The organism is Shewanella sp. SM55, assembly GCF_025654025.1.
Classification (GTDB): domain Bacteria; phylum Pseudomonadota; class Gammaproteobacteria; order Enterobacterales; family Shewanellaceae; genus Shewanella; species Shewanella oncorhynchi.
Genome location: NZ_JAKKRS010000001.1, coordinates 353,903 through 375,582, shown reverse-complemented (window position 1 = coordinate 375,582; position 21,680 = coordinate 353,903). Strand labels below are relative to the sequence as shown.

Annotated in this window: 20 protein-coding genes and 1 other RNA gene; 9 read left to right on the top strand and 12 right to left on the bottom strand. The window is 46.4% G+C overall.

Annotated elements, in window-relative coordinates; genetic code table 11:
* Nucleotides 1-22 precede the first annotated feature (22 nt).
* The 6 genes from L5L91_RS01695 to pspF all read right to left on the bottom strand — a co-directional run bounded on the left by L5L91_RS01695 (nucleotide 23) and on the right by pspF (nucleotide 6,494).
* Nucleotides 23-808 carry an ATP-binding cassette domain-containing protein gene (locus tag L5L91_RS01695; protein ID WP_105252932.1) on the bottom strand — a complete coding sequence of 262 codons (786 nt, stop codon included), beginning with the start codon at nucleotides 806-808 and terminating at the stop codon, nucleotides 23-25.
* The gene (locus tag L5L91_RS01690) at nucleotides 789-1,796 is read right to left on the bottom strand and encodes an oligopeptide/dipeptide ABC transporter ATP-binding protein (protein WP_028760462.1); all 1,008 of its coding nucleotides are present in this window, start codon (nucleotides 1,794-1,796) and stop codon (nucleotides 789-791) included. The genes L5L91_RS01695 and L5L91_RS01690 overlap by 20 nt, the downstream gene beginning before the upstream one ends.
* Before the next feature lie 3 nt (nucleotides 1,797-1,799).
* Nucleotides 1,800-2,690 (bottom strand): ABC transporter permease subunit, encoded by an 891-nt coding sequence (locus L5L91_RS01685; protein ID WP_006081133.1) that lies wholly within the window; start codon nucleotides 2,688-2,690, stop codon nucleotides 1,800-1,802.
* Nucleotides 2,677-3,708 (bottom strand): ABC transporter permease, encoded by a 1,032-nt coding sequence (locus L5L91_RS01680; RefSeq protein WP_263235541.1) that lies wholly within the window; start codon nucleotides 3,706-3,708, stop codon nucleotides 2,677-2,679. Before L5L91_RS01680 ends, L5L91_RS01685 begins: the two co-directional genes overlap by 14 nt.
* A complete protein-coding gene (locus tag L5L91_RS01675; protein WP_219252878.1) occupies nucleotides 3,708-5,333 on the bottom strand; it encodes an ABC transporter substrate-binding protein in 1,626 nt (541 codons plus the stop codon). The genes L5L91_RS01680 and L5L91_RS01675 overlap by 1 nt, the downstream gene beginning before the upstream one ends.
* A 69-nt stretch (nucleotides 5,334-5,402) precedes the next feature.
* Complete coding sequence (gene pspF, locus L5L91_RS01670) at nucleotides 5,403-6,494, bottom strand: phage shock protein operon transcriptional activator (RefSeq protein WP_219250257.1); 1,092 nt, start codon at nucleotides 6,492-6,494, stop codon at nucleotides 5,403-5,405.
* Nucleotides 6,495-6,671: 177 nt separating this feature from the next.
* Between pspF and pspA the strand changes: the two genes are divergently transcribed.
* The 8 genes from pspA to ffs all read left to right on the top strand — a co-directional run bounded on the left by pspA (nucleotide 6,672) and on the right by ffs (nucleotide 13,256).
* A complete protein-coding gene (gene pspA / locus L5L91_RS01665; RefSeq protein ID WP_263163252.1) occupies nucleotides 6,672-7,355 on the top strand; it encodes a phage shock protein PspA in 684 nt (227 codons plus the stop codon).
* A 17-nt stretch (nucleotides 7,356-7,372) separates the two neighbouring features.
* Nucleotides 7,373-7,612, top strand: a complete 240-nt coding sequence (pspB, locus tag L5L91_RS01660; protein ID WP_006081138.1) for an envelope stress response membrane protein PspB — start codon at nucleotides 7,373-7,375, stop codon at nucleotides 7,610-7,612.
* A complete protein-coding gene (gene pspC / locus L5L91_RS01655) occupies nucleotides 7,599-7,985 on the top strand; it encodes an envelope stress response membrane protein PspC (RefSeq protein ID WP_263163250.1) in 387 nt (128 codons plus the stop codon). The genes pspB and pspC overlap by 14 nt, the downstream gene beginning before the upstream one ends.
* Nucleotides 7,986-8,098: 113 nt before the next feature.
* Nucleotides 8,099-9,559, top strand: a complete 1,461-nt coding sequence (locus L5L91_RS01650; protein WP_263235540.1) for a YcjX family protein — start codon at nucleotides 8,099-8,101, stop codon at nucleotides 9,557-9,559.
* The gene (locus L5L91_RS01645; protein WP_263235539.1) at nucleotides 9,556-10,776 is read left to right on the top strand and encodes a YcjF family protein; all 1,221 of its coding nucleotides are present in this window, start codon (nucleotides 9,556-9,558) and stop codon (nucleotides 10,774-10,776) included. The genes L5L91_RS01650 and L5L91_RS01645 overlap by 4 nt, the downstream gene beginning before the upstream one ends.
* Nucleotides 10,777-11,116: 340 nt before the next feature.
* Complete coding sequence (megL, locus tag L5L91_RS01640; RefSeq protein WP_263235538.1) at nucleotides 11,117-12,310, top strand: methionine gamma-lyase; 1,194 nt, start codon at nucleotides 11,117-11,119, stop codon at nucleotides 12,308-12,310.
* A gap of 226 nt (nucleotides 12,311-12,536) precedes the next feature.
* Nucleotides 12,537-12,899, top strand: coding sequence for a ComEA family DNA-binding protein (locus L5L91_RS01635; protein ID WP_173496509.1), 363 nt, complete (start codon nucleotides 12,537-12,539; stop codon nucleotides 12,897-12,899).
* 259 nt (nucleotides 12,900-13,158) lie between these two features.
* An RNA gene (ffs, locus tag L5L91_RS01630) (signal recognition particle sRNA small type) lies at nucleotides 13,159-13,256 on the top strand.
* A gap of 218 nt (nucleotides 13,257-13,474) precedes the next feature.
* Here the strand turns inward: ffs and L5L91_RS01625 are convergent.
* From L5L91_RS01625 to dinG, 6 genes are read right to left on the bottom strand one after another with little or no spacing between them, the layout of a single operon-like run.
* Nucleotides 13,475-13,765 carry a late competence development ComFB family protein gene (locus L5L91_RS01625; RefSeq protein ID WP_028760452.1) on the bottom strand — a complete coding sequence of 97 codons (291 nt, stop codon included), beginning with the start codon at nucleotides 13,763-13,765 and terminating at the stop codon, nucleotides 13,475-13,477.
* Between the two features lie 33 nt (nucleotides 13,766-13,798).
* Complete coding sequence (locus L5L91_RS01620; protein ID WP_263235536.1) at nucleotides 13,799-14,707, bottom strand: histone deacetylase; 909 nt, start codon at nucleotides 14,705-14,707, stop codon at nucleotides 13,799-13,801.
* Between the two features lie 29 nt (nucleotides 14,708-14,736).
* Nucleotides 14,737-15,426, bottom strand: a complete 690-nt coding sequence (locus tag L5L91_RS01615; RefSeq protein WP_263235535.1) for a DUF2057 domain-containing protein — start codon at nucleotides 15,424-15,426, stop codon at nucleotides 14,737-14,739.
* A 9-nt stretch (nucleotides 15,427-15,435) separates the two neighbouring features.
* Nucleotides 15,436-16,104 carry a primosomal replication protein gene (locus L5L91_RS01610; protein WP_206765984.1) on the bottom strand — a complete coding sequence of 223 codons (669 nt, stop codon included), beginning with the start codon at nucleotides 16,102-16,104 and terminating at the stop codon, nucleotides 15,436-15,438.
* Nucleotides 16,095-16,868: a sulfite exporter TauE/SafE family protein gene (locus tag L5L91_RS01605; protein ID WP_263235533.1), complete on the bottom strand. Its 774-nt coding sequence runs from the start codon at nucleotides 16,866-16,868 to the stop codon at nucleotides 16,095-16,097. Before L5L91_RS01605 ends, L5L91_RS01610 begins: the two co-directional genes overlap by 10 nt.
* A 9-nt stretch (nucleotides 16,869-16,877) precedes the next feature.
* Nucleotides 16,878-18,950 (bottom strand): ATP-dependent DNA helicase DinG, encoded by a 2,073-nt coding sequence (gene dinG / locus L5L91_RS01600; protein ID WP_263235532.1) that lies wholly within the window; start codon nucleotides 18,948-18,950, stop codon nucleotides 16,878-16,880.
* A gap of 137 nt (nucleotides 18,951-19,087) precedes the next feature.
* Here dinG and L5L91_RS01595 point away from each other — a divergent pair, with 137 nt between their 5' ends.
* On the top strand, nucleotides 19,088-21,535 hold the full coding sequence (locus L5L91_RS01595) for a DNA polymerase II (protein WP_263235531.1): 2,448 nt from the start codon (nucleotides 19,088-19,090) through the stop codon (nucleotides 21,533-21,535).
* Nucleotides 21,536-21,680 lie beyond the last annotated feature (145 nt).

The following is a 21,680-nucleotide window of genomic DNA, read 5'->3' as shown; positions in this document are numbered from 1 at the left end:
TTATTTAAGTGGTTGGAGCAGTTTAGCGTTTATGAACAAACAGACTCTGCTCTTGGACCAACCTCTGGGTGTATTCATGTTTTGGTGAGTTAAATATTTGTTCTGTATCAGCTTTTTCAACCATTACACCTTTGTGCAGTACCATAATTTTATCGCTGACATGGCGAATAATATTGAGATTATGGGACACGAAGATATAAGACAAGCCGAGATCTTTTTGCAGTTTTAACAGCAAATTAAGAATTTGCGAACGCACCGAAAGGTCCAGAGCGGTTAAGGCTTCATCGGCAATGATAATTTTAGGATTGAGCATTAAGGCTCGTGCTACTGCGACTCGTTGTTTTTGCCCTTCGGAAATCATGTGCGGATAAAACTCCGCATGCTCAGGTAATAAACCTACTTTTCGTAAGGTATCGACCACTTGGGTGTGCCGCGATTGCGCAGACATTTGGGTGTTGAAACGCAGCGGCTCATCGAGCAATTGACCAATCGTTAGGCGCGGGTTCAGTGAAGTATTCGGATCTTGGAAAATCATCCGAATTAAGCGGCATCTTTGCTTCACATTGCGGCTATCTAAGGCTTCACCTTCGAAAAAAATCTCACCACCGCTGCGGGGCTCTGCACCGACTAAAATGCGGGCGAGGGTACTTTTACCTGAACCCGCTTCACCCACTATCGCTAAGGTTTCACCGCGTTCGAGTTCAAAGGATACGGGCGCTAATGCATCGTTATATTGGCGGGAAAAGCCCTTATAACCAGTATCATATCTTTTATAAAGGTCATTAACTTTAAGCAGTGGGGTCGTCATTATGGGTTTCGCCGTGATAAGGGAAATGACAGGCAAAATAGCGGTCTTTGATATGACTCAAATTTGGCTGATTAACGCATTTTTTTTGTGCTTCAGGGCAGCGTGGCCCTAAACGACAACCAATTGGCAAATGCTGTAAGGCGGGCGCAGAACCCGGTAGGGTAGGCATAATCGCCTTGTGACCACCTGAGCCTGAATAGTCGGGCATATTTTCGAGTAACGCCTTAGTGTAAGGATGATAAGGCTGCTTAATCACTTCGTCCGTCGGCCCAGATTCCATGACTTGACCGCAATAGAGCACGGATAAGTGATCACACCATTGGGCTAAGGTTTCCAGCTCGTGGCTGATCAATAGAATCGATACGTTTTGTAATTGATTTAATTGGGATAATAATCTGAAAATTTGCGCCTGAGTGCTGAGCTCCATCGAGCTTGTGGGTTCGTCTGCAATCAATAGGCGAGGCTGGTTAGCAACCGCCATCGCAATCATCACCTTTTGGCATTCGCCTTCGGATAATTCCCATGCGTAGCTAGACATCACCTGCCGCGGATTCTTGATCCCGACTTTATGCAGCCATTTCTGTGCTGTAAGTCTTGCATGCCTGCGCCGTTGCCAAAAATAGGCGCTAGGATTTTTAGGCATAGCTTGCATTAACTGACTGCCGACGGTTTGTGCTGGATCTAAGCTGCCAGACGGATCTTGGAAGATCATCGCCATGTCTGACCCCATCAGATTACGGCGCTCTTTTGAGCTCATGGCCATCAAGTTATTGCCATCCCACATCATGCGGTCTGCAGTAATAGTCCAGTTGGGTCCGGGGATGCCTAAAATCGCTCTGGCTAACAAACTTCGTCCTGAGCCAGATTCACCGACTAGCCCATGAATTTCGCCCGCATTGAGCGTTAAGCTGACTTTTTCTAGCGCCCGCACTCTACCGTGGGGCGTATCGAGTTCAATCGTTAGATTTCGTACGTCGAGTAAGGGCATAAGTTAGTTTCTGATGGGCGCAAGCGCCGACCGTAGGCCATCGCCAACCAAGTTAATGGAAAGCACACTGAAAAGAATCGCTAAGCCTGGGATAGTCACGGCCCAAGGCGCGGTTAGTAAATTATCCATCCCTTGGGCGACCATTGCGCCCCATTCTGGACTCGGCGCCTGCGCGCCCAAGCTTAAAAAACCCAAGGCAGCGATATCTAAAATAGCTGCTGAAATGGCAAGTGTGGTTTGAATAATCACCACTTCCCACACGTTTGGCATAATGACATACCAAAAAATTTGCATCGAGTTAGCGCCGTCTAAACGCGCGGCTGTGACATATTCTTTTTGTAATTCTTCATGCACTGACTGGTGTATGGAGCGCACAAATTGTGGGGTTAAGGCTATCCCGACGGCCCAGAACACATTTTCAAGCCCTGGTCCCATAACAGCAACCACTAAAATCGCCATTAATAGCGAGGGAATAGATAACAGCGCATCGAGCAAATGACCAAGAATACTGGATTTTAAGCCCCGCATCATGCCCGACAATGACCCTATGATAAAGCCTGTGAATAATGCGGTAACGACGATCAGTAGCGCCATGCCAAAGGTCAAGTGCGCGCCGTGTAATAATCGGCTGAAAATATCGCGGCCGAGATCGTCAGTCCCTAAAAAGTGCGCCACTGTGCCTGAAGGGTCCCAAGAGGGTGGCAACAGCAAGGCTCTTGGATCTTGTGCCTCTGGTGGGAAGGGCGCAATCATAGGGCCAAACAGGGTTAGCAAGAGCAGAAATGCAATCGTCCATAGACCCGCTAAGGCGAAAGGATTAGCCGAAAAGTTAAGCCAAACCCGCATAGTCGGAGAGGCAATTTGATCTTCTTGATAAATTTTAACTGGTGGCATAAAGGTCTTTTCTGCTCAGTGGATTAAAGGCTGTGTGCAGCACTTCAATCAAGATACTTAGGAAGATAATCAATAGGGCAACGGCCAAAATCCCACCTTGGATAACAGTATAGTCCCGTTGGTAAATCCCTGAAACCAGCCAAGATCCTACACCAGGCCAAGAGAAAATCATTTCAACCACTATGGCATAACTGGCAAATGAGCCAAGCATTAGCCCTAAATGTTTAAGTACGGGGATCAGCGCATTGGGCAGGGCGTGGCGTAGTATAATCGTGCCAGTATGCATGCCTCTGGCTTCGGCGGCGCGAATGAAGGTTTGATTCATCACATTCACCATTGCCGAACGGGTGCTACGAACCACTACAGTAAAAGGTAATACGGCCAGTGTTGTGGCAGGCAAAATGATATGCAGCAGGGCATCTTTAAATGCCGACATGCCGTATTCAGACTCTGACAACAAGGTATCCACTAGCATAAAGCCAGTGACGGGCTTGTTTTCATAGAGCAAATTGATTTGTCCCGAAATTGGTAACCAACCAAGATCGACGCCAAACCAAAGCGAAAGATACAGACCTAACCAGAATACGGGTACAGAGTAGCCCGTTAGGGTAATTGCCATAATGGTATTTTGGGTAAGCTTATGTTGACTCTGGGAGGCGAGCACGCCCAAGGGCACGCCCAAGCAAATTGCGATAATGCCCGCCATCACAGCAAGTTCGAAGGAGGCGGGCAGGACGGCACTGAGTTCTTCGGCGACTTCTTGATGTGACGTGACTGAAATCCCTAAATTACCGCTAAGCCTTTGTTGTAGGTAAGCGATAAATTGCCACGCTTGGTTTTTATCTAATTTGTAGTCTTGTTCTATTTGAACCAGTTGGGTCGCCGTCGGTGTATGTATGCCAGTGAGTGCATAGGTGCGCTCAACTGGAAACAAGCCTGTAGCGTAAAATAAGACACCCACCATGACTAACGAAGTAGCAAGAAATAAATTGAGGCGACGCAGTAGGTATGTAAACATTAATTCGCCTCCTGTGGTGCTTGGCTAGTATGGGTGAAGGAAATCCCACCAAAAGGCGTAAGCTGCATATCCTTGATATCACTGCGAGTTAACGCTACACGTTTGGCATGGGCCAGACTCAGCATAGGTACTTGTTCAGCTAAAAAGGCTTCTGCTTGTTGATAAATCACTTTACGTTCCGCTTGATCTGATACTTCCCTTGCGCTGTTTAAGATTGCATCAAACTCAGGGTTACACCAGCGAGAACGATTGTTGTTTGATTGCATTGCTGCGCAGCTCAGCAGCGGATTAAAAAAGTTATCGGGATCGCTGTTATCAGCATTCCAGCCAATCAGCACAGAATCATAGTCGTCGCGGCTCAGTCTCTGATTAAATACGCTCCAATCGTAACTGACGATATTCACTTTTACGCCGATGTTTGCTAAATCGGATTGAATTAATTCGGCCGTTTTCAACGAATTGGGGTTATAAGCGCGGGCAACCGGTATGGCCCAAATATTGATGCTGAGATTTTTTATACCGGCTTCTTTTAATAGGTCACGTGCTTTTTGCGGATTGTAATCGACAAGTCCTTTGTTATTTTCGTAGGCCCATGATGCTGGCGGCAGAACGCCGGTGGCTTCAATGGCAGTATTTTGATAAACCGCTCGCAGGATATTTTGTTTATCAACAGCATAGGCAAGTGCACGACGTACGCGAACATCATCTAACGGTGGCTTTTGCGTATTAAAGGCCCAGAATGCTACGTTAAGACCTGGTTGTGATTCGATGTTTAATTCTTGATGCTGTTTGATAACAGGCAGTTCACCTGCTTTGGGCAGCGCAGAAACGCTGCAATCCCCCGCGATAAGCTTAGCGAGCCTAACTGTACTTTTGGGCGTGATATCAAATACCAGCATATCGATTTTTGCTGGCTCTCCCCAAAAATCGGGATTACGGCGATAGCGGATATATTCGTTTTTAGCGTATTGCACTAAGGTGAACGGTCCTGTACCAATGGCAAAGTGGTCGACGTTTTCAGGATGACCTAAAGCTAACTGCTGCTGCGCGTATTCGTTTGATAAGATCACCGCAAAGTCGGTGGCTAAATTCGACAGAAAAGAAGCGTCTTTGCGGGTTAAGTAAAAGACCACTTCATGATCGTTTATCTTCTCTATCCCTTTAACTTGCTGAGAAAAGCCAATACTTTGGAAGAAGGGATAACCCGTGCGGGAGACAAAATGATAAGGATGCTGGGTATCGATAATACGATTAAAGGAGAACAACACATCGTCGGCATTAAAGGGGCGAGTTGGGTAAAAACGTTTTGAATGCTGGAACTGCACGTTTTCCCTGAGAGTGAAACGATAGCTTAAGCCATCATCAGACATGGCCCAACTCGTCGCCAAGGCAGGGACAAGCTTGCCTGACTGGGTGTCATAATCCACTAGGCGACTATAAATTTGATGCGAGGTGGCATCGATTGTCGTGCCAGATGTCACCAATTGTGGATTAAAAGACTCAGGGTTCCCTTCGGAGCAATACACCAAACCAGAAGGGAGTTGTTGGGGGCCACACGCGACCAACAACCAACTCATGCAAGAAACTGCAGTTGTTAGGCACAGGCGTCTAATTAGCACACTCATTTATAAATCATTATTTTATCGACTATGAACGGCTATTTTAGCAGTGCATCTCCCCCGTGGGCAATCTGCTTATGCTTTATCAAGTAAATTGTACTTTTTAAGGATGCCACGCAGTTGGTGGTAGCTTAATCCGAGCATGTCGGCGGTTTTCTTTTGGTTATATTGGCTGTTTGAGAGTGCCTGCTGGATCAGATCCATTTCGTACTGCTCCGTTTGCTCTTTAAAATCTAACGGAAAATTAAAGCAATTTGTTGAATACTCAGTATTGACTTGTACTTCAGCCTCAAATATCGGCGCAGATTGTGGCGTACTGGCAACTGTTGTTGGCGCAACTGAGGTGATTTGACGTTCGCGGGTCTTGATCCGAGTTTTAGGCCGATACGGTGAAGCAAAGGGATCGAGGGTAATATGATCGATGGGCCTATTTTCACCACCATTACGGTAAACGCTGCGCTCGACCACGTTTTTAAGTTCACGGATATTACCCGGCCAGTCGTGGGTCATTAATTGCTCGACCGCATGGGCGCTGAAACCGCTGAATAGCTGCAGCTTTAATTGGCGCGCCATGCCAACGGCGAAATATTCCGCCAGCGTCATGATGTCTTCTGGGCGGCAACGCAGTGGTGGCAGAGTAATTACATCGAAGGCGAGTCTATCGAGCAAGTCGGCACGAAATTCGCCTGCGTCAGCAAGTGATGGTAAATCTTCGTTGGCGGCGCAGATTAAACGAACATCAGCCTGCACCGTTTTGCTGCCGCCGACCCGCTCAAATTCGCCATATTCAATGACACGCAGGAGCTTTTCTTGGATAAGTCCTGAGGTGTTGGCTAATTCGTCAAGAAATAAGGTGCCACCGTCGGCGCGCTCAAAGCGGCCTTCGTGTTTGCCTTTGGCGCCAGTAAAGGCTCCTGACTCATGGCCAAATAATTCACTCTCGAGTAAATTTTCACTCAAAGATGAACAGTTTAGCTTAATAAAACTTTGATCCCAGCGCTTAGACAGATAATGTAAGCGTTCGGCAATAAGCTCTTTACCTGTACCACGTTCACCAATAATCAGTACGGGTTTAGACAGAGGCGCTATTTGCGACACATGTTCTAACACTTCGAGTAGGGCGTTGGATTGACCGATAAGGTTGTCTTGCTGAAATTTATTATCCACGATATTTTTTAGTCTTTCGCGCTAAAATTTGGTGAAAATGATAATAAGTGGCTTGAAGCGTAAAAGGAAGTAAAAGTTAATATTTTGTTTAAATGGCTGTATTTAAATAAGAAATTAAAGTTGGCACGGTTAGTGTATTACCTTGTACGAGACCAACATCAATTTGAGGATAGGATTATGGGAATTTTCTCTCGTTTCGCCGATATCATTAACTCTAATATCAGCGCATTGCTGGATAAAGCCGAAGACCCAGAAAAAATGGTTCGACTGATTATCCAAGAAATGGAAGACACACTCGTTGAAGTGCGTTCTACCTCAGCTAAAGTATTAGCTGAAAAGAAAGAGCTGCAACGTCGTATCAACCGCGTGTTAGAGCAAGTGCAAGATTGGCAAGATAAGGCTGAACTGGCACTGTCCAAAGACCGTGAAGACTTAGCGAAAGCCGCTTTAGTTGAAAAACAAAAAGCGACCGGTTTAGCAGATACGCTGATTCAAGAGTTAGCCGTCATCGATGAACATATCGCACGCTTGAAAGATGAAGTGGGCATGTTGCAAGAAAAGCTGCTCGATGCAAAAGCGCGTCAAAAGACCATTATTTTGCGCACTCAAACAGCGTCATCACGCTTAGAAGTGAAAAAGCAGCTAGATTCAAGCAAGATCGACAATGCTATGCTCAAGTTTGAGCAATATGAGCGCCGTGTCGAAGGCTTAGAAGCCCAAGTTGAATCTTACGATCTTGGCAGCAAGAAGACCTTAGCCGATGAGTTTGCGGCGCTAGAAGCGGAAGATTCTGTGAATGCAGAACTGGCAGCGCTCAAAGCCAAGGTAAAAGGTAAAGCGCCAACTAAGTCAAAAGAATAACAATTCAGAGGTGAGTTATGGATATGGACGTGCTAATGGCGCCGATTATTATTTTCATGGTGATAGTCGCGCCAATATGGTTAGTTCTTCATTATCGCAGTAAGCGACAAGTGAGCCAGGGACTCACTGAGGAAGAGTTTTCACAACTCAATGATTTGATATCCAAGGCCGATAAAATGGCGGCGCGTATCGAGACCTTAGAGGCCATTCTGGATACAGAATCGCCCGAATGGAGGGGGAAACATGAGAGGATCTAATGGCCGTACTTTGTACCGCATTCCCCAGTCAGGCAAAATAGCGGGTGTATGTGCAGGGATTGCCGAGTACTTTGCGATTGAAACTTGGTTAGTGCGAGTGCTGACTGTGTCTATCTTCTTACTCGGCGGCTCAGGTGTGGTATTTATCATCTATGTCGCTTTATGGGTGATTTTAGACATCAAGCCACAGAAGTCGTACGATAGGGACGATATTGAGGTGAAGAAGAAGCCGTGGCAGTCGGGAGAACCCGCAAAGCAAGCGCTAAGCGACGTGAGTCATCAATTTCGAAGTCTGGAAGTCAGGCTACAAAATTTAGAACGCCATGTCACCTCTGACAACTTTGATTTAAAAAGACAAATCAATAGTTTGTAACCCTTCTAAAGGGCGGCCATGTCCGCCCTTGTTGCTTAATCTCTGCTCCATTCCAGTGTATAGTCAACATCACTTGACATAAGTTAACATCATTCGACATAAGGGAAGTCTCTATGGGAATGCTTGATGCCTCGCTCCATAAATTAACCCAAAAGGGCCAATCCCTGTTACATCGCACCGCGGACCGGCATTTACGTTTGGCCGTGACTGGGCTTTCTGGTGCAGGAAAAACGGCGTTTATCACAGGGTTAGTCAATCAGTTACTCAATTCTGGACCTGTCTCAACCTTACCCCACGCCCGCAACAACAGTGCTTTGCCACTGTGGCAAGTGAGCCGCGATCAGCGTTTACTCGGTGTTAAGCGTGCCATGCAGCCGGATCTTGAAATCGCCAGTTTTGATTATCAAGGCGCCATGTTAGCGCTCACTTCCGAACCTGCGACTTGGCCAGCCTCTACCCGTACTATTTCTGAGTTACGCTTGGCGATTAAATACCAGCCTAAGAAGGGCTTACTGGCCAAGTTTTCTGATACCGCCACCTTGTATTTGGACATAGTCGATTATCCTGGCGAATGGTTACTCGATTTACCTATGTTGCGCCAAGACTTTGTTACTTGGTGCCGTGCTCAACAAGTTCGCATCGAGAATCTTAAAAGCTCGCCTTTGTATGCTGAGTTTGAACAATCTTTGATTTCATTGGATTTAGCCGCCAGCGCCGATGAGCAGCAATTAAAGCAGATTGCCGATCAATATCAGCTATTACTCAATGATTTAGTGCATGTGCAAGGTTATTACCAAGCGCAACCTGGGCGCATGTTATTGCCGGGTGAATGGCAGGGGGCTCCTTTATTGGCTTTTTTCCCCCTTTTATTGGTTAATGATGAAAAGTTTGCTGAGCTTTCGCAAAGCGATAAACACAGTGGATTCCATGTACTTGAAAAACGTTATCAAGAATATGTGGCTAAAGTGGTTAAGCCTTTCTATAAAAACCACTTTGCCGGTTTTGATCGGCAGTTAGTACTTGTTGACTGTTTTAGTGCGTTGAATCGCGGTAAAAAGCAATTTGAGGATATGGGCGCGGCGCTCAATGCCATTATGGAAAGCTTTCAGTTTGGCCAATCGAGTTATTTACGGCGGTTATTTGCCCCCCGCATCGACCGTTTATTGTTTGCCGCGAGCAAGGTTGACCATGTGACCCGCGATCAGCAGAGCCATGTTTTGTCCCTGCTGACCGATATGCTGAAACACAGTCAGCATTTTGCCAGTTTCGATGGTTGTAAAGTGGAGACTATGGCGATTAGCGCCATTAAAGCGACTCGCCATGGCATGGTAACGACCCAAGAGGGCGAGGTGGAAGTCGTGCAGGGGATGGGACTCAACGGTAAAGCCCTGACCTTGTTTCCAGGCGAAGTGCCCACTCGCTTACCTGAGCCCGATTTTTGGCGTGAACAAGGGTTTAACTTTGTCGGCTTTGCACCGCCGAGCAATGCCAATGTTGACCCATCTCAAGTGCACTTTGACCATATTCGTCTCGATCATTTGCTGCAGTACTTACTGGGAGATAAGTTGGAATGACGCTAAAGCTATCGGATAACGCTAACGAGCAGGCTTCTAATTCTTCTGCGAACTCATTTGCACACTCAGTTGAACATAAGCCGCTGAAAAAGCAGCAGCTGTTTGACCCAGAAGTCGTGGAGCTCAAACCCTGCAAAGAGGAGCTCAAAGGGGCGAAAGCCTTTGATCCGCATACGCCAGTGCAAGAAGTGGCTGCTGATATTGAGGAATTGATGGATGAAACGCTGTCATCCCATCCAAAAATGATCGATGCTAAATCGGTATCGCCTCAACTTGTAAAATCACGCCGTTGGTCTTGGCTCGCTCGTCTGGCGGTAACGAGTTTATTGCTGCTTGTAGTAGTTCAAACAGGATTAGGATTGAGGGATGCTTGGCTTGAGAGCCCTTGGTTGTTTAGTTTTTATGGTGTGGTGCTTGGGGTCGTCAGTGCGTGGGCATTGGCGGGGGCGTTTAGTGAGTACCGCAAACTGAAGCGACTCAAACAGGTCGCCGATACTCAAGAAACGGGTGCAAGGCTTGCGCAGAGCATGCAAATGGGTGAGGCAGACAGTTTTATCGATAACATAGTGTGCCACTATGGCGACAGCCAAGGTTTGCAGCAACTTCGCCGCTCATTAAAAGATGAACATAATGATGCCGAGAAAGTCTTGTTATTCGAGGACTTAGTGCTTACGGAGCGAGATGAACTGGCCAAAAAAGTCGTGCGACGTTATGCGGCTGAGTCGGCAGTGCTACTGGCGGCCAGTCCGTTAGCTGTGCTCGATATGGCCATCATCCTTTGGCGTAATCAACGTATGCTGCGTGATGTCGCCCGCTGTTATGGTATAGAGCTAGGTTATTGGAGCCGGATTAAACTTATCCGCAGTATCATCATCAATATTATTTATGCGGGCACCAGTGAGTTAGTTACTGATTTAGGAACACAGCTGTTATCGGTTGAAATGACAGGTAAATTGTCTGCTCGCTTGGCCCAAGGTTTAGGCGGCGGTATGCTAACGGCGCGCCTTGGATATCAAGCCATGGCGCTGTGTCGGCCGATTGTGTTTAGGGAAGAGCAAAGGCCTAAATTGTCTAAAGTGCATCAGGAATTGTTGATCGAACTTAAGCAGTTTTCAGGCAAGCTGTTTACCAAGGAAGGCCGCGACGCATTAAAAGGCCAGTTCGCCGATGTTGATGATAGGGTATCTCGGTCATCTAAAGATAAGTCTAAAGAGTAGATGCTATTGAATATCATATGATTAAACGATTCAAATAGCCGAAAGTAGATGCGCTAATGGACTTGTTCCTTGGCGCATTTTTTATGATTCTTGCAGATAAAGAGAATGACGAAGTGCGACGTAAAAGTGCTATGTAACAAGTTAATTACACTTGGCGCGCTGCTATTTTCGTCATGCTACTGGCTTAAGTGCTTGGCCGCGTTATGGTAGGGCTTATTCGATAGGGCTAATGTTTCATTAACTTATCTATTAGATTATCCATAATGCGGGCATTGAGCGCTCCACACCAACAATTAATCAAGAACGGGAACTGCTCAATGCCAATGACAAGGAGCTAGGTATGCAAGATGAGTCAGGCAAGATGTGGAAGGCGGCGACACAGGTTATTCATGGCGGCCATGAGCGAGAGGCCTTTGGTGCCTTAGTGACGCCGCTTTACCAAAGTGCGACTTTTGTGTTTGAGTCTGCACAGCAAGGTGGTGAGCGATTTTCGGGTAATGAGCAGGGGTATATTTACACGCGCTTAGGGAATCCGACAACTGCTGAGCTTGAACGTAAAATGGCGATTTTAGAAGGGGCAGAGGCCGCTGCAGCAACTGCTTCTGGTATGGGCGCAGTATCCGCCGCATTGCTGGCTAATTTGCAGATGGGCGATCACTTAGTGGCGTCGAATGCCGTATACGGTTGTACTTATGCGCTAATGACGACTCAGTTTGCCCGCTTTGGTATTGAAGTGTCCCTAGTGGACTTTTCATCGGTAACAGAAATAGAAGCGGCGATCAAATCCAATACTAAGGTCATTTTCTGTGAAACCCCTGTCAATCCGCATTTGCAGGTATTTGATTTAGCGTCAATTGCGAATATTGCCAAACGTCATCAGTTGGTCAGTATTGTCGATAATACCTTCATGACGCCATTACTGCAGAGGCCGCTGGATTTTGGCATTGATTTGGTGGTCCACAGTGCGACTAAATATCTCAATGGCCATGGCGATGTGATTGCGGGGATAGTGTGTGGCTGTGAAGAACAGCTCCATAAAGTGAAGTATGAAATTTTAAAGGATATTGGCGCTGTGATATCGCCACATGATGCTTGGCTGATCTTACGCGGCCTTAAAACCTTAGATGTGCGTTTGCAGCGCCATTGCGATAGTGCCCAGCGCGTGGCAGAGTTTTTGGCGGAACATCCAAGCATTACACGTGTGTATTACCCCGGGCTTAAATCTCATCAAGGGCATAAATTCATTGGCCAGCAGATGAAACGTGCTGGTGGTGTTATCGCGTTTGAACTGGCGGCAAATTTAGAAGAAGCCATGGCCTTTGTCGGATATCTAAAGTTGTTCTCAATTGCGGTGAGTCTAGGTGATGCTGAATCCCTGATTCAACATCCTGCATCGATGACGCATTCACCTTATACGTCAGAGGCGAGGGCTGCCGCTGGTATTGGTGATAATTTGCTGCGGATCTCTATTGGTTTAGAGGATTGTGACGACATCATCGCCGACTTGAACCAAGCGCTAGCTCGATTAGCTTAATGAATGTTGTTATTTTAAAGACCGTTAGTTATTTGAATGATAAAAGGATGCTTTTTGCATCTTTTTATCATAGTCAAGCACTGGCTCATTGAGCCGAAGACAGAAGTTTAGCGATAGTGAATATTTATGACGCCGATTTGGTATTTCGGGACAGCTTAGACTATTTTTGATTTGAGGCCACGGAAGTAGGACGAAAGGCCGCAAATCATGGAATAGAGGAATTGTTATGAAAACCACAAATCGTATACCTGCTTTTATGAGTGCCATAGCATTAACGGCTTTTTTGGCAAGCCCAGCAATCGCAACAGAAACCCCAACCAAGGCCGCCGTGAAAGTACAGGCTAAAACTGAAGCGGGTGAAATGGCATCGGATGTGAAGAAAGCTATGCCAGATGCCGCTCAAGTCAACATCAATACCGCTTCAGCCGAGCAGTTACTCGTGCTCAAAGGGATTGGTGCCGCAAAGGCTCAAGCGATTGTCGACTATCGCACTAAAAATGGTAAGTTCAATGCTATAGATGACTTAGCCAATGTCTCTGGTGTTGGGGCTAAGATAATTGAACAAAATCGCCATTTGATCAAGTTGTAACCACCTTTGGCGATGATTGCGATGTAGCCTGCTGATTTTTATGATAAGAGATTCAGTAAAACATATATAAAAGTCTGCATTTGCAGGCTTTTATCATTTCAATCACTCCATTTGCTTATAGATTGTGCAGTTAGGTGGGATATTAAGAGATCTTATCGATTAGCGCTTGATCCCTTAGGGTCCATGGGGGATAATCCTTCGCGTTCAAGCAATGCTTTGGTTTATGTCATTCAAAGTAATGTTCGAAGCTATGGTGACCCTAGGGTCCCCCCGCAATGATAACTTGTGAACTCGGCCAGGCCCGGAAGGGAGCAACCGCAGCAAGCGACTCGTGTGCCGGGGTGTCGGCTCTAGGGGAACCTCCAATTCAGCAGTCCCTCTGTTTATCTCCGTTGTACTTCTCTATATATACTCAATTTATGTTATTCAATATTTTAGCTTGCAGACTATTTCCGTTTTCTGCTGTTAATCATTTATAGCGTTAATATTTCTGCACAATGAGATAATCTATTACCTGCCTCTGTTCTTGCCACTGCAACGGCTAAAAATGCTCTCAATAGTAACTCTTAGCAAGATTAGCGATTTGCTTCGGCTTCTTCCTGTAATCTTTTTTGCAGATTTTGTTTAAGAAAAGCGCGGGACTTTTCGAGTGCGGTTTGGATCTCACGCTTTAATTCCTGCAGCTCGTTATAGTCTTCAAAGAAGTAAGTATCGACGAGGTGGCGTATGTAGCGGACTGGCAGTTGATTTAAGGTCACGCAACATAAGTCGGCGAGATAGTCCTCAGGAAGTTCGTCCATAAGTCCTTCATCTGACAATATTTCCATTAAAAGAACTTCGTAGTAATTACGGATTTCGAGTTGCATTGTTATGCTCCATGACGGTTTTCATTGAGTTTGCTACCACAAATGATTTGCCGCAATAAAAAGTTGGCTGTGTCTTTGGCTTAATTGTAGTGCGTCTCTGCTGTAGCCGCCGCCTATCACGGCTGCAATTGGAATATTTTCCGATTTTGCCATTGATAACACAGTTAAATCCCGTCTGAACAGTCCTTCTTGGCTGATATTGAGCAAGCCAAGATCGTCATTTTGATGAATATCGACCCCAGCATCATAAAGAATCAGATTTGGTTGATGGATTCGGATAAGGAGGGCGAGTGTCTGCTCCACTGTTTCGAGGTACAGATTGTCATCGCTGCCTTTGGTTAGCTCAATATCATGGTGGGAATGCTGCTTACGACTCGGGAAATTCTCTTTGCAGTGAATCGAGCAACTGATGATCCCTTGATGTTGGTGGCTGAGGGTTGCACTGCCGTCACCTTGATGCACATCGCAATCAAAAATCAGTACCTTGTGTACTTGCTGGCTCGCGATGGCATTTCTGGCCGCGAGGATAAGGTCGTTGAAAATACAATAGCCGCTGCCAAAATCGTAATGGGCGTGATGATAGCCACCCGTTAGGTGCAGGGCAATACCTTGATTTATGGCTAATGAAGCAGTGAGTGTGGTGCCAGCCACAGAATGCAAGGTGCGCTCAACTAAGGCTTCACTCCACGGAAAACCAATCCGTCTAAGCGCCGCTGTTGGCAAAGTGCCTGCGATAAACTGCTCTACGTACTCGCGTTGATGCACTTGCATTACATCTTCTGCAGTCATGGCCGTTGGTGCGTGGAATTGTGCAGTCGTGGCAATGTGGTTATCGAGTAAGTACTGCCGTAAATGTGCGTATTTAGTGGTGGGAAATCTGTGATGGGGAGGAAGCGCCAGCTTGGAATAGCTGGCGTGATAAACCAGTGGGATCAGAGTCAATATTGACTAAACCTCGTTATCGGAAGTTGTTATAGCTGTGAAATTGCCCAGCTCATAAATTCTTTACGTGTTTTCTCATCCGCTTGTAACCACCAGTATTGCAACATTTGTTGTGGATTGGCAGCTGTTGCTTTAGAAGTGTCTACGGGGGCAGTGAGTGACGTCGCGCTAACGGTCGCCGATGTTGCCACGGGTGCTGGTGCAACGGCAACCACAGCGCCTGCTGCACCAGTTGCTGCTGCGGCAGTTCCCGATACGTCAACGGCTTGATTACCACTGAAAAGGCGAGAGACGAAGCTTTCTTCTTCTAAATTGGTATTCACCACTTGGAAATTGACGTCGCCTTTGTCGCCACGGGTCAATTTGATTTGTGGGTTTTGCGCGTAAACTTTCGGCTTTTTAACGACTTTGCCTTCGGCGGCTTGGAGGTAATATTGATAGTCGCCATCAACGTCTAAGGTCACGATGAAAGGGGCTGACTTAACAAAGGTTTGGCTGTCACTAAAATCATCCTCTACCATTTCATGATAACGAATGGCTATTTTGTGAGTGCCGGGGGCCAATTCTAAGCTGCTTTTATGGTTAAATACGCTCGACTCGACTTTTTTACCATCAAGAGCAAGGTACTCAAATGACATAGGAATGTTCAGATCTGCAGCGAAGGCTGAGGCAGATCCGAGTAATACTAGCAGGCTGCTAATTGGCAAAAGTGATTTCATTGTTACTCCTTAACGGTTATTACTCTGATACGGGCGTTCGAATATTTGAATGCGATCTTCTATATAACTAATAGCTTGCCTGCATTTTCCTAGACGACGATGCATCAAAAGGATGTCATTTTGCAATTTTATTTTGTCAGCACTATGACAGTTTTCAAGTTTTGATTCCATTTCTTCAATTTTTTGTTCAAATTTTTTCGCCCAATTAAGATGTTTGTTCAATTCTTCGTAGATCTCATGACTATTTTGCATCACGTTATTGGCGATCCAATCGAAACCACTGGCTTGGTGAGACTGATTCTGGCGCTGTGCAAAACGGGCACGGCTACTGGCACGCTGCTGAGTTTTAGACTTAATGTCAATAGAAGTGGTCAGCAAGGCTCGTTTGACTGCGGTAAATCTATCTTGGATCCGCTCACAGCTCAGGGCAATGGTCTGGGGGGCGAGTTTAAGCTTAATTTGTTTTTCGAGCTGCATAATACTGCTACGAATTTGTTCAATACAGGGGCCGAGTTGGGCGCCGTGTTGGACAAACAGCGAGTGATTAAAACGCTCCGTTTCTTGCAGAAGTTTACGCTGCGGCGGGGCGAGTCGATTATCGTGTTGCAGCACTTCTTGTTCTAAGGCTTTAAGCTGATTCTTCAGCATCACCATTAATTGTTGGGTGTTCACAACCATGCGCTCCATGCCAAATTCGCTGCAATCATTAGCACGATCAAAATAAACAGTGGACGAATAAAGGGCATGCCAAATTTAATCGCGCAGCGGGCGCCGATAAATGAGCCTAACATCATGCACAATCCCATCCACAAACCTATTTGCCACTCTACCTGCCCAAGCCAGCCAAAGATAGTCAATGCGGTCAAGTTGCTAGTGAAGGTCATCGCACGGGCGAGGCCGCAACTGTGCAGTAAAGGCAGTTTATACAAAGAGCCGGATGTGACAGTCCAAAATGCGCCAATGCCTGGGCCAGCAAAACCGTCATAAGTGCCTAAAGCCAGTCCCTGTAGCCATTGTTGCTTGGCTGGCGGCTTGCTGGTTGCTGCTTGGCAGTTAACGTCTGACATCGCATTGGGGCTGACTAAACTGTAAATGGCGATGCCAATGATCAGCAAGGGTAGGACTTTTTCGAGCCATTGAGTATCGACTAAATAGACTAAGAAACTGCCCAATACGGCGCCAATAAAGGTGGCGATAAAAGCCATGTACCAAAACGAGGGTTTAAAGAGGTGTTTGCGATAATAGGTCCAAGCCGCCATAAAAGAGCCAAAGCTTGCTGCTAACTTATTGGTGCCTAATACGGTATGCGGCGCAATCCCTAAGGTTAACAGTGCGGGGATCGACAATAGGCCACCGCCACCCACGACGGCATCAATGAATCCAGCGATAAGACCTATGACTGCCAACAGGGCCCAATGACTGGGCTCGAGTAACAACTCCAAATTTTAATCCTACTCTATAACACGTCTAAAGGGCGGTAAGGCATCCAGTAAGGACTTGCCATAGCGTTTAGTGACTAACCGCCTATCTAAAATGGTCACTCGGCCATAATCTTGCTCTTTACGCAGTAATCTACCACAACTTTGAATAAGCTTACGTGAAGCATCTGGGATCGTCAGTTGCAAGAAGGGATTACCGCCTTTGACTTTGACATATTCTGCATGCGCTTGCTCAACGGGCGAGGTTGGCACGGCAAAGGGCAGTTTAGTGACGATCAAGTTCGTCAGATAATCGCCGGGCAAGTCGAGACCTTCAGAGAAACTGCCGGTGCCAAACAAGATGCTTGGTTCGCCATTATCGCATTTAGCTTTATGATTTTCTAACAACTGTTGCCGTGGCGCATTGCCTTGAATAAGTAGTTCAGTGGTGAGTTTACCTTCAAGTAATTCAACCACTTTTTCCATTTGCCAGTAGGAGGCGAATAACACTAAGGTTGCCATTTCGCCTTCAATAAGGGTGATGATTTGTTCGGCAAGTTCAGCCGTATAGGCATCATCCGTCGGCTCAGTGCGCATTTTGGGTAAATAAAGTGTCGCATTATTGGGGTAATCGAAGGGCGATTGTAAGGCTAAATAACGACTGCCATCGTTGAGTGACAAACCTACTTGATGCACGAAATGGTCGAAGTTATTGAGTGCGCGCAGTGTGGCACTACATAAAACCACGCCCGCGGCCTTTTGCCACAGCATGGATTCCAGCATAAAGCCGACTTCGATAGGTGAAGCGCTAAACAGATAATCCACTTGTTTACCTGTGATGAGTTCGACCCAGCGCGCCATAGGTGCGCCTTTGTGCTTATCTTCCTTGGCCATCATCCTCCACAATTTCTGCAGGTTTTCGAGCCTTTGCAGCATAAATCCGGTTTCGGCCAATAGTGCTTCGGATTGATGTTTAGGAATATCGCCATCTTTAATCGCCTCGGCCAGCAGTGACAGCATTTTATTAAACTGTTTGAGGGCAAGATTAGAGGTCACAGCAAGGTTTTCGGCGAGAATGAGTAATGACTCTGGTAGTTTGCCGTGCTCAAAACGCAGACGGTTTTCAGGATTGGCAAAGTGTTTGGTCTGGGTATCGCAGTAGTGGGCCACTTGATTGAGCTGGCTGATAAGATCGCCTAAATGATCTTGCATTGCCTGCGCGGGGGCAATGATATTGTTGCTCTTTATTTGGTTTTGTAACTTAGCGCAGGTTTTACCAATTTTTTCGAGCCAGTCGCAGGCGCCCCTCAGCGTGGCCTGTGCACTGGAGAAATCCCGCGCCACAATCGGTAAGTGATGTGCCTCATCGATAACATAAAACACGTCTTCGGGATCGGGCAAAATCACGCCGCCGCCTAATTCTAAATCGGCGAATAACAAGCTGTGGTTGGCGATGAGCACGTCCCAAGTATCGACATCTTCGCGGGCTTTATGGAACGGGCAATTTCTGTGGCTGGCGACTTGGCGATGACAGCTGTGTTTGTCGCAGGCGATTTGTTGCCACAGGTGATCGGGCAGCGGCACGGCTAAGGTGTCGATTTCGCCGTTCCAGCGACCTTCGTTATAGTCTTTTAACAGGCCGTGCATCATAGCCACTTGGCTATTGTCTGGTTTAGTTTGCCACATGGCCATTTGTGTACTGTTGTCGTCACCGATGAGCATCGCCAGTTTCGATAGACACACATAACGTTGTCGACCTTTAACTAAGCCAAAGCGGAAATTTAAGCCGGATTGCTCAAGGAAGAAGGGCAAGTCTTTATGCAGTAATTGCTCCTGCAAAGCGACGGTTGCGGTAGCGATGCAGACCTTTTTCTTGCTCGCTAATGCCAGTGGAATGGTACCGAGGATATAAGACAATGATTTACCGATCCCAGTGCCTGCTTCGACCACAATTATGCGCCTATCTTTATCATAGTCGCCGGCGAGGGTCTTAGAGATTTCCGCCACCATATAGTTTTGTTCGCGGCGCGGCCTAAAATTAGGCAAGGCGGTAGCGATATCCTTATAGATGGCGCGGATCTGGGTTTTTACATTGTCAGGTAACATGCGTCACTACTTTATCGAATTAATGCTGTACATAATAACAGTGATTGCATAGCCTAAGAAACTTTTCTGCCATTTGGCGGCATTTAAATTGAGGAACCATCTAAATTGACTAGCTATGCGATTTGGGAACCCATGCGATGAAGTCAGAGGCTACCGCGGCCGTTAGTGTACAAGGTCGAGTCTTAACACGCCATGCGATTCATCGTCATGGGAGTTTAGTGTTGCAGTATTATCTGGCTACCGCCCAAGGCCCTGTGCTGGTGGAAGTGCAAGGCACTGAACACATTTGTTTTTGTCATCAAACTGATGTCACGGCTTTGCAGTTGCAAACGCCGGGTCAAGCATTGCGGTTTGTACCGTTAGCACTCAAAAGCTTTAAAGGTGGCGCGGTTAGTGGTGTTTATGCTAAATCTAGCAATAGTTTACGTACCTTACAGCGCATCGCTAAAGATGCCGATATCCCTTTATTTGAAGCCGACATTCGCCCCGAACAGCGTTATTTAATCGAGCGGTTTGTGGCGCTGGATGTGGCATTTTTAGGGCATTTCTCTGCGACGAGTAACATACACGCGCCGACTAGCGACAGTCTTGAGGCTAACTCGCTGCCCGTGTTTATCGCCGAGCGGGCTAAGAGTATTGCCCCTTTAACGGCTGTACATTTGCGCTGTATTTCACTGGATTTTGAATGTAGTTTTGAAGGTTTACTCTATTCAGTTGCACTATATGGTCAATACAGTGGCCGAGACGGAGAGCAAGACAGTCTCAAGCAGACTTATGAAAAAGTGATTATGGTGGGTGAGGCTGAATCAAACTCTCCCGAATATATTGAATGGGTGGCCGATGAGGCTGCACTCATTCATCGATTAATCGCGTGGTTCCATGAGTTTGATCCTGACTTTATTATCGGTTGGTCAGTGGTGAGTTTCGATCTCGCGCTATTGTCACGCCGTGCATTATTACATCGTATTCCGCTCACCATTGGCCGCGGCGGGGCAAAGCTTGAGTGGAAAGTCGATAATAAATTTCGGCCAGAAACCTTAGTTTTACCGGGCCGTGTGGTACTCGATGGTATCGATTGGCTTAAAGCCGCTTTCTATCATTTTGAGCGGTTTTCGTTGGAATTTGTTTCGCGGAAATTATTAGGTGAAGGCAAGGCCATTCATAACGTGGATAATCGCGTTGAAGAAATTGATCAGCTGTTTAAGGCCCACAAACAAGCATTAGCGCATTACAATCTTACTGACAGCCGTCTGGTGTGGGATATTTTTAGTCATACTCAATTATGGGAGTTCGCCCTCGCGCGAGCTGAACTAACAGGTTTAGAGTTGGGGCGGGTTGGGGCTTCGGTGGCGGCATTTAATCATTTGTATTTACCGCATCTACATCGAGCAGGTTACGTCGCTCCCGATGCTCCTGCGAGTGATGGGATCGAAAGCCCCGGTGGCTATGTGATGGATTCTGTACCGGGACTTTATAAGCATATTTTAGTGTTCGATTTTAAAAGTCTATATCCCTCCATTATTCGTACTTTTTTGATTGACCCTAAGGGATTAATTGAAGGTTTGCAATTGCCCGAGTCTGACTGTGTTGCGGGGTTTCTCGGTGGCCGTTTCAGTCGGCAACAGCCCATTTTACCTAAGCTTATCCAAACATTATCTGAGCAGCGCGAAAAGGCCAAAAGTGAGCACAATGCGCCTTTATCCCAAGCGATAAAAATTATCATGAACTCGTTGTATGGGGTTTTAGGTTCTCAAGGTTGTGTTTTCCACGATGCAAAGTTAGCAAGTTCGATCACTATGCGTGGCCATCAAATCATGAAACAAACCCGCGCATGGATAGAAGAGATGGGCTATCAAGTGATTTACGGCGATACGGATTCGACCTTTGTCTGGCTTGGCAGCGAGCCTGATCTCTCAGACCTTAACGCCTTAGGTAACACTCTGGCGCGGGAAATTAATGCTAAGTGGCAGGCTAAGATCGGTGAAGATCATCAAGTTGAGAGTTTTCTCGAGTTACAGTTTGAACGCCACTATGAGCAGTTTTTTATGCCGACCTTAAGAGGGTCGTTAGAAGGCAGTAAAAAACGTTATGTTGGCGCGTGGCGTAATGCGAGCGATGAACTTGAGCTTACTTTTAAAGGTATGGAGCAAGTGCGCAGTGATTGGAGCCCTTTAGCGCGCAAAGTTCAAGAGTCACTCTATGAACGGATGTTTAACCAAAGGGATATCAGTGTTTATTTGGCCAGTGTGTTTGAAAAGCTGCTTGATGGTGAGTTGGATGATGATTTGGTATTTCGCAAACGTATGCGACGCAATATTGAAGATTACACGGCTAAATCTTCTCCCCATGTTAAAGTCGCTCAACAATTATGCGACTTAACAGGAGATGCCTCTTTTGGCAAGCGTGGGGCGCAGATTGATTATCTGATTACTGTAAATGGACCGGAATCCTTACTGTACAGAACGTCACCAATTGATTACCAATACTACATTGATAAGCAAATTGGCCCTATTGCCGAGCCTGTTTTTTCGATAATGAAACTAAACTACATGGATATTGCGTCAAAGCAGTTACTGTTAATATAGTGTTTTTAATGTTCTTTATGTGTTGCGCAGGGTGGCGAATGTAGCGTTTTGACCTGTTTTGTAGAGGTTAACTGGTTTGTTTTTGTGATGTTAATCGACATATTCTTTAGGTTTAGCTTTGAGGGAATATTGAAAGTTTGCTACC

Bases quoted from the DNA above. Each gene is read 5' to 3' on its own strand.
- L5L91_RS01635 (WP_173496509.1), top strand. From the start codon at position 12,537: ATGAAAACCACAAATCGTATACCTGCTTTTATGAGTGCCATAGCATTA.
- L5L91_RS01645 (WP_263235539.1), top strand. From the start codon at position 9,556: ATGACGCTAAAGCTATCGGATAACGCTAACGAGCAGGCTTCTAATTCT.
- pspC (WP_263163250.1), top strand. From the start codon at position 7,599: ATGAGAGGATCTAATGGCCGTACTTTGTACCGCATTCCCCAGTCAGGC.
- pspB (WP_006081138.1), top strand. From the start codon at position 7,373: ATGGATATGGACGTGCTAATGGCGCCGATTATTATTTTCATGGTGATA.
- L5L91_RS01610 (WP_206765984.1), bottom strand. From the start codon at position 16,104: ATGGTTGTGAACACCCAACAATTAATGGTGATGCTGAAGAATCAGCTT.
- L5L91_RS01680 (WP_263235541.1), bottom strand. From the start codon at position 3,708: ATGTTTACATACCTACTGCGTCGCCTCAATTTATTTCTTGCTACTTCG.
- megL (WP_263235538.1), top strand. From the start codon at position 11,117: ATGCAAGATGAGTCAGGCAAGATGTGGAAGGCGGCGACACAGGTTATT.
- dinG (WP_263235532.1), bottom strand. From the start codon at position 18,950: ATGTTACCTGACAATGTAAAAACCCAGATCCGCGCCATCTATAAGGAT.
- pspA (WP_263163252.1), top strand. From the start codon at position 6,672: ATGGGAATTTTCTCTCGTTTCGCCGATATCATTAACTCTAATATCAGC.
- L5L91_RS01685 (WP_006081133.1), bottom strand. From the start codon at position 2,690: ATGCCACCAGTTAAAATTTATCAAGAAGATCAAATTGCCTCTCCGACT.
- L5L91_RS01615 (WP_263235535.1), bottom strand. From the start codon at position 15,426: ATGAAATCACTTTTGCCAATTAGCAGCCTGCTAGTATTACTCGGATCT.
- L5L91_RS01675 (WP_219252878.1), bottom strand. From the start codon at position 5,333: ATGAGTGTGCTAATTAGACGCCTGTGCCTAACAACTGCAGTTTCTTGC.
- L5L91_RS01695 (WP_105252932.1), bottom strand. From the start codon at position 808: ATGACGACCCCACTGCTTAAAGTTAATGACCTTTATAAAAGATATGAT.
- L5L91_RS01595 (WP_263235531.1), top strand. From the start codon at position 19,088: ATGAAGTCAGAGGCTACCGCGGCCGTTAGTGTACAAGGTCGAGTCTTA.
- L5L91_RS01650 (WP_263235540.1), top strand. From the start codon at position 8,099: ATGGGAATGCTTGATGCCTCGCTCCATAAATTAACCCAAAAGGGCCAA.
- L5L91_RS01690 (WP_028760462.1), bottom strand. From the start codon at position 1,796: ATGCCCTTACTCGACGTACGAAATCTAACGATTGAACTCGATACGCCC.
- L5L91_RS01625 (WP_028760452.1), bottom strand. From the start codon at position 13,765: ATGCAACTCGAAATCCGTAATTACTACGAAGTTCTTTTAATGGAAATA.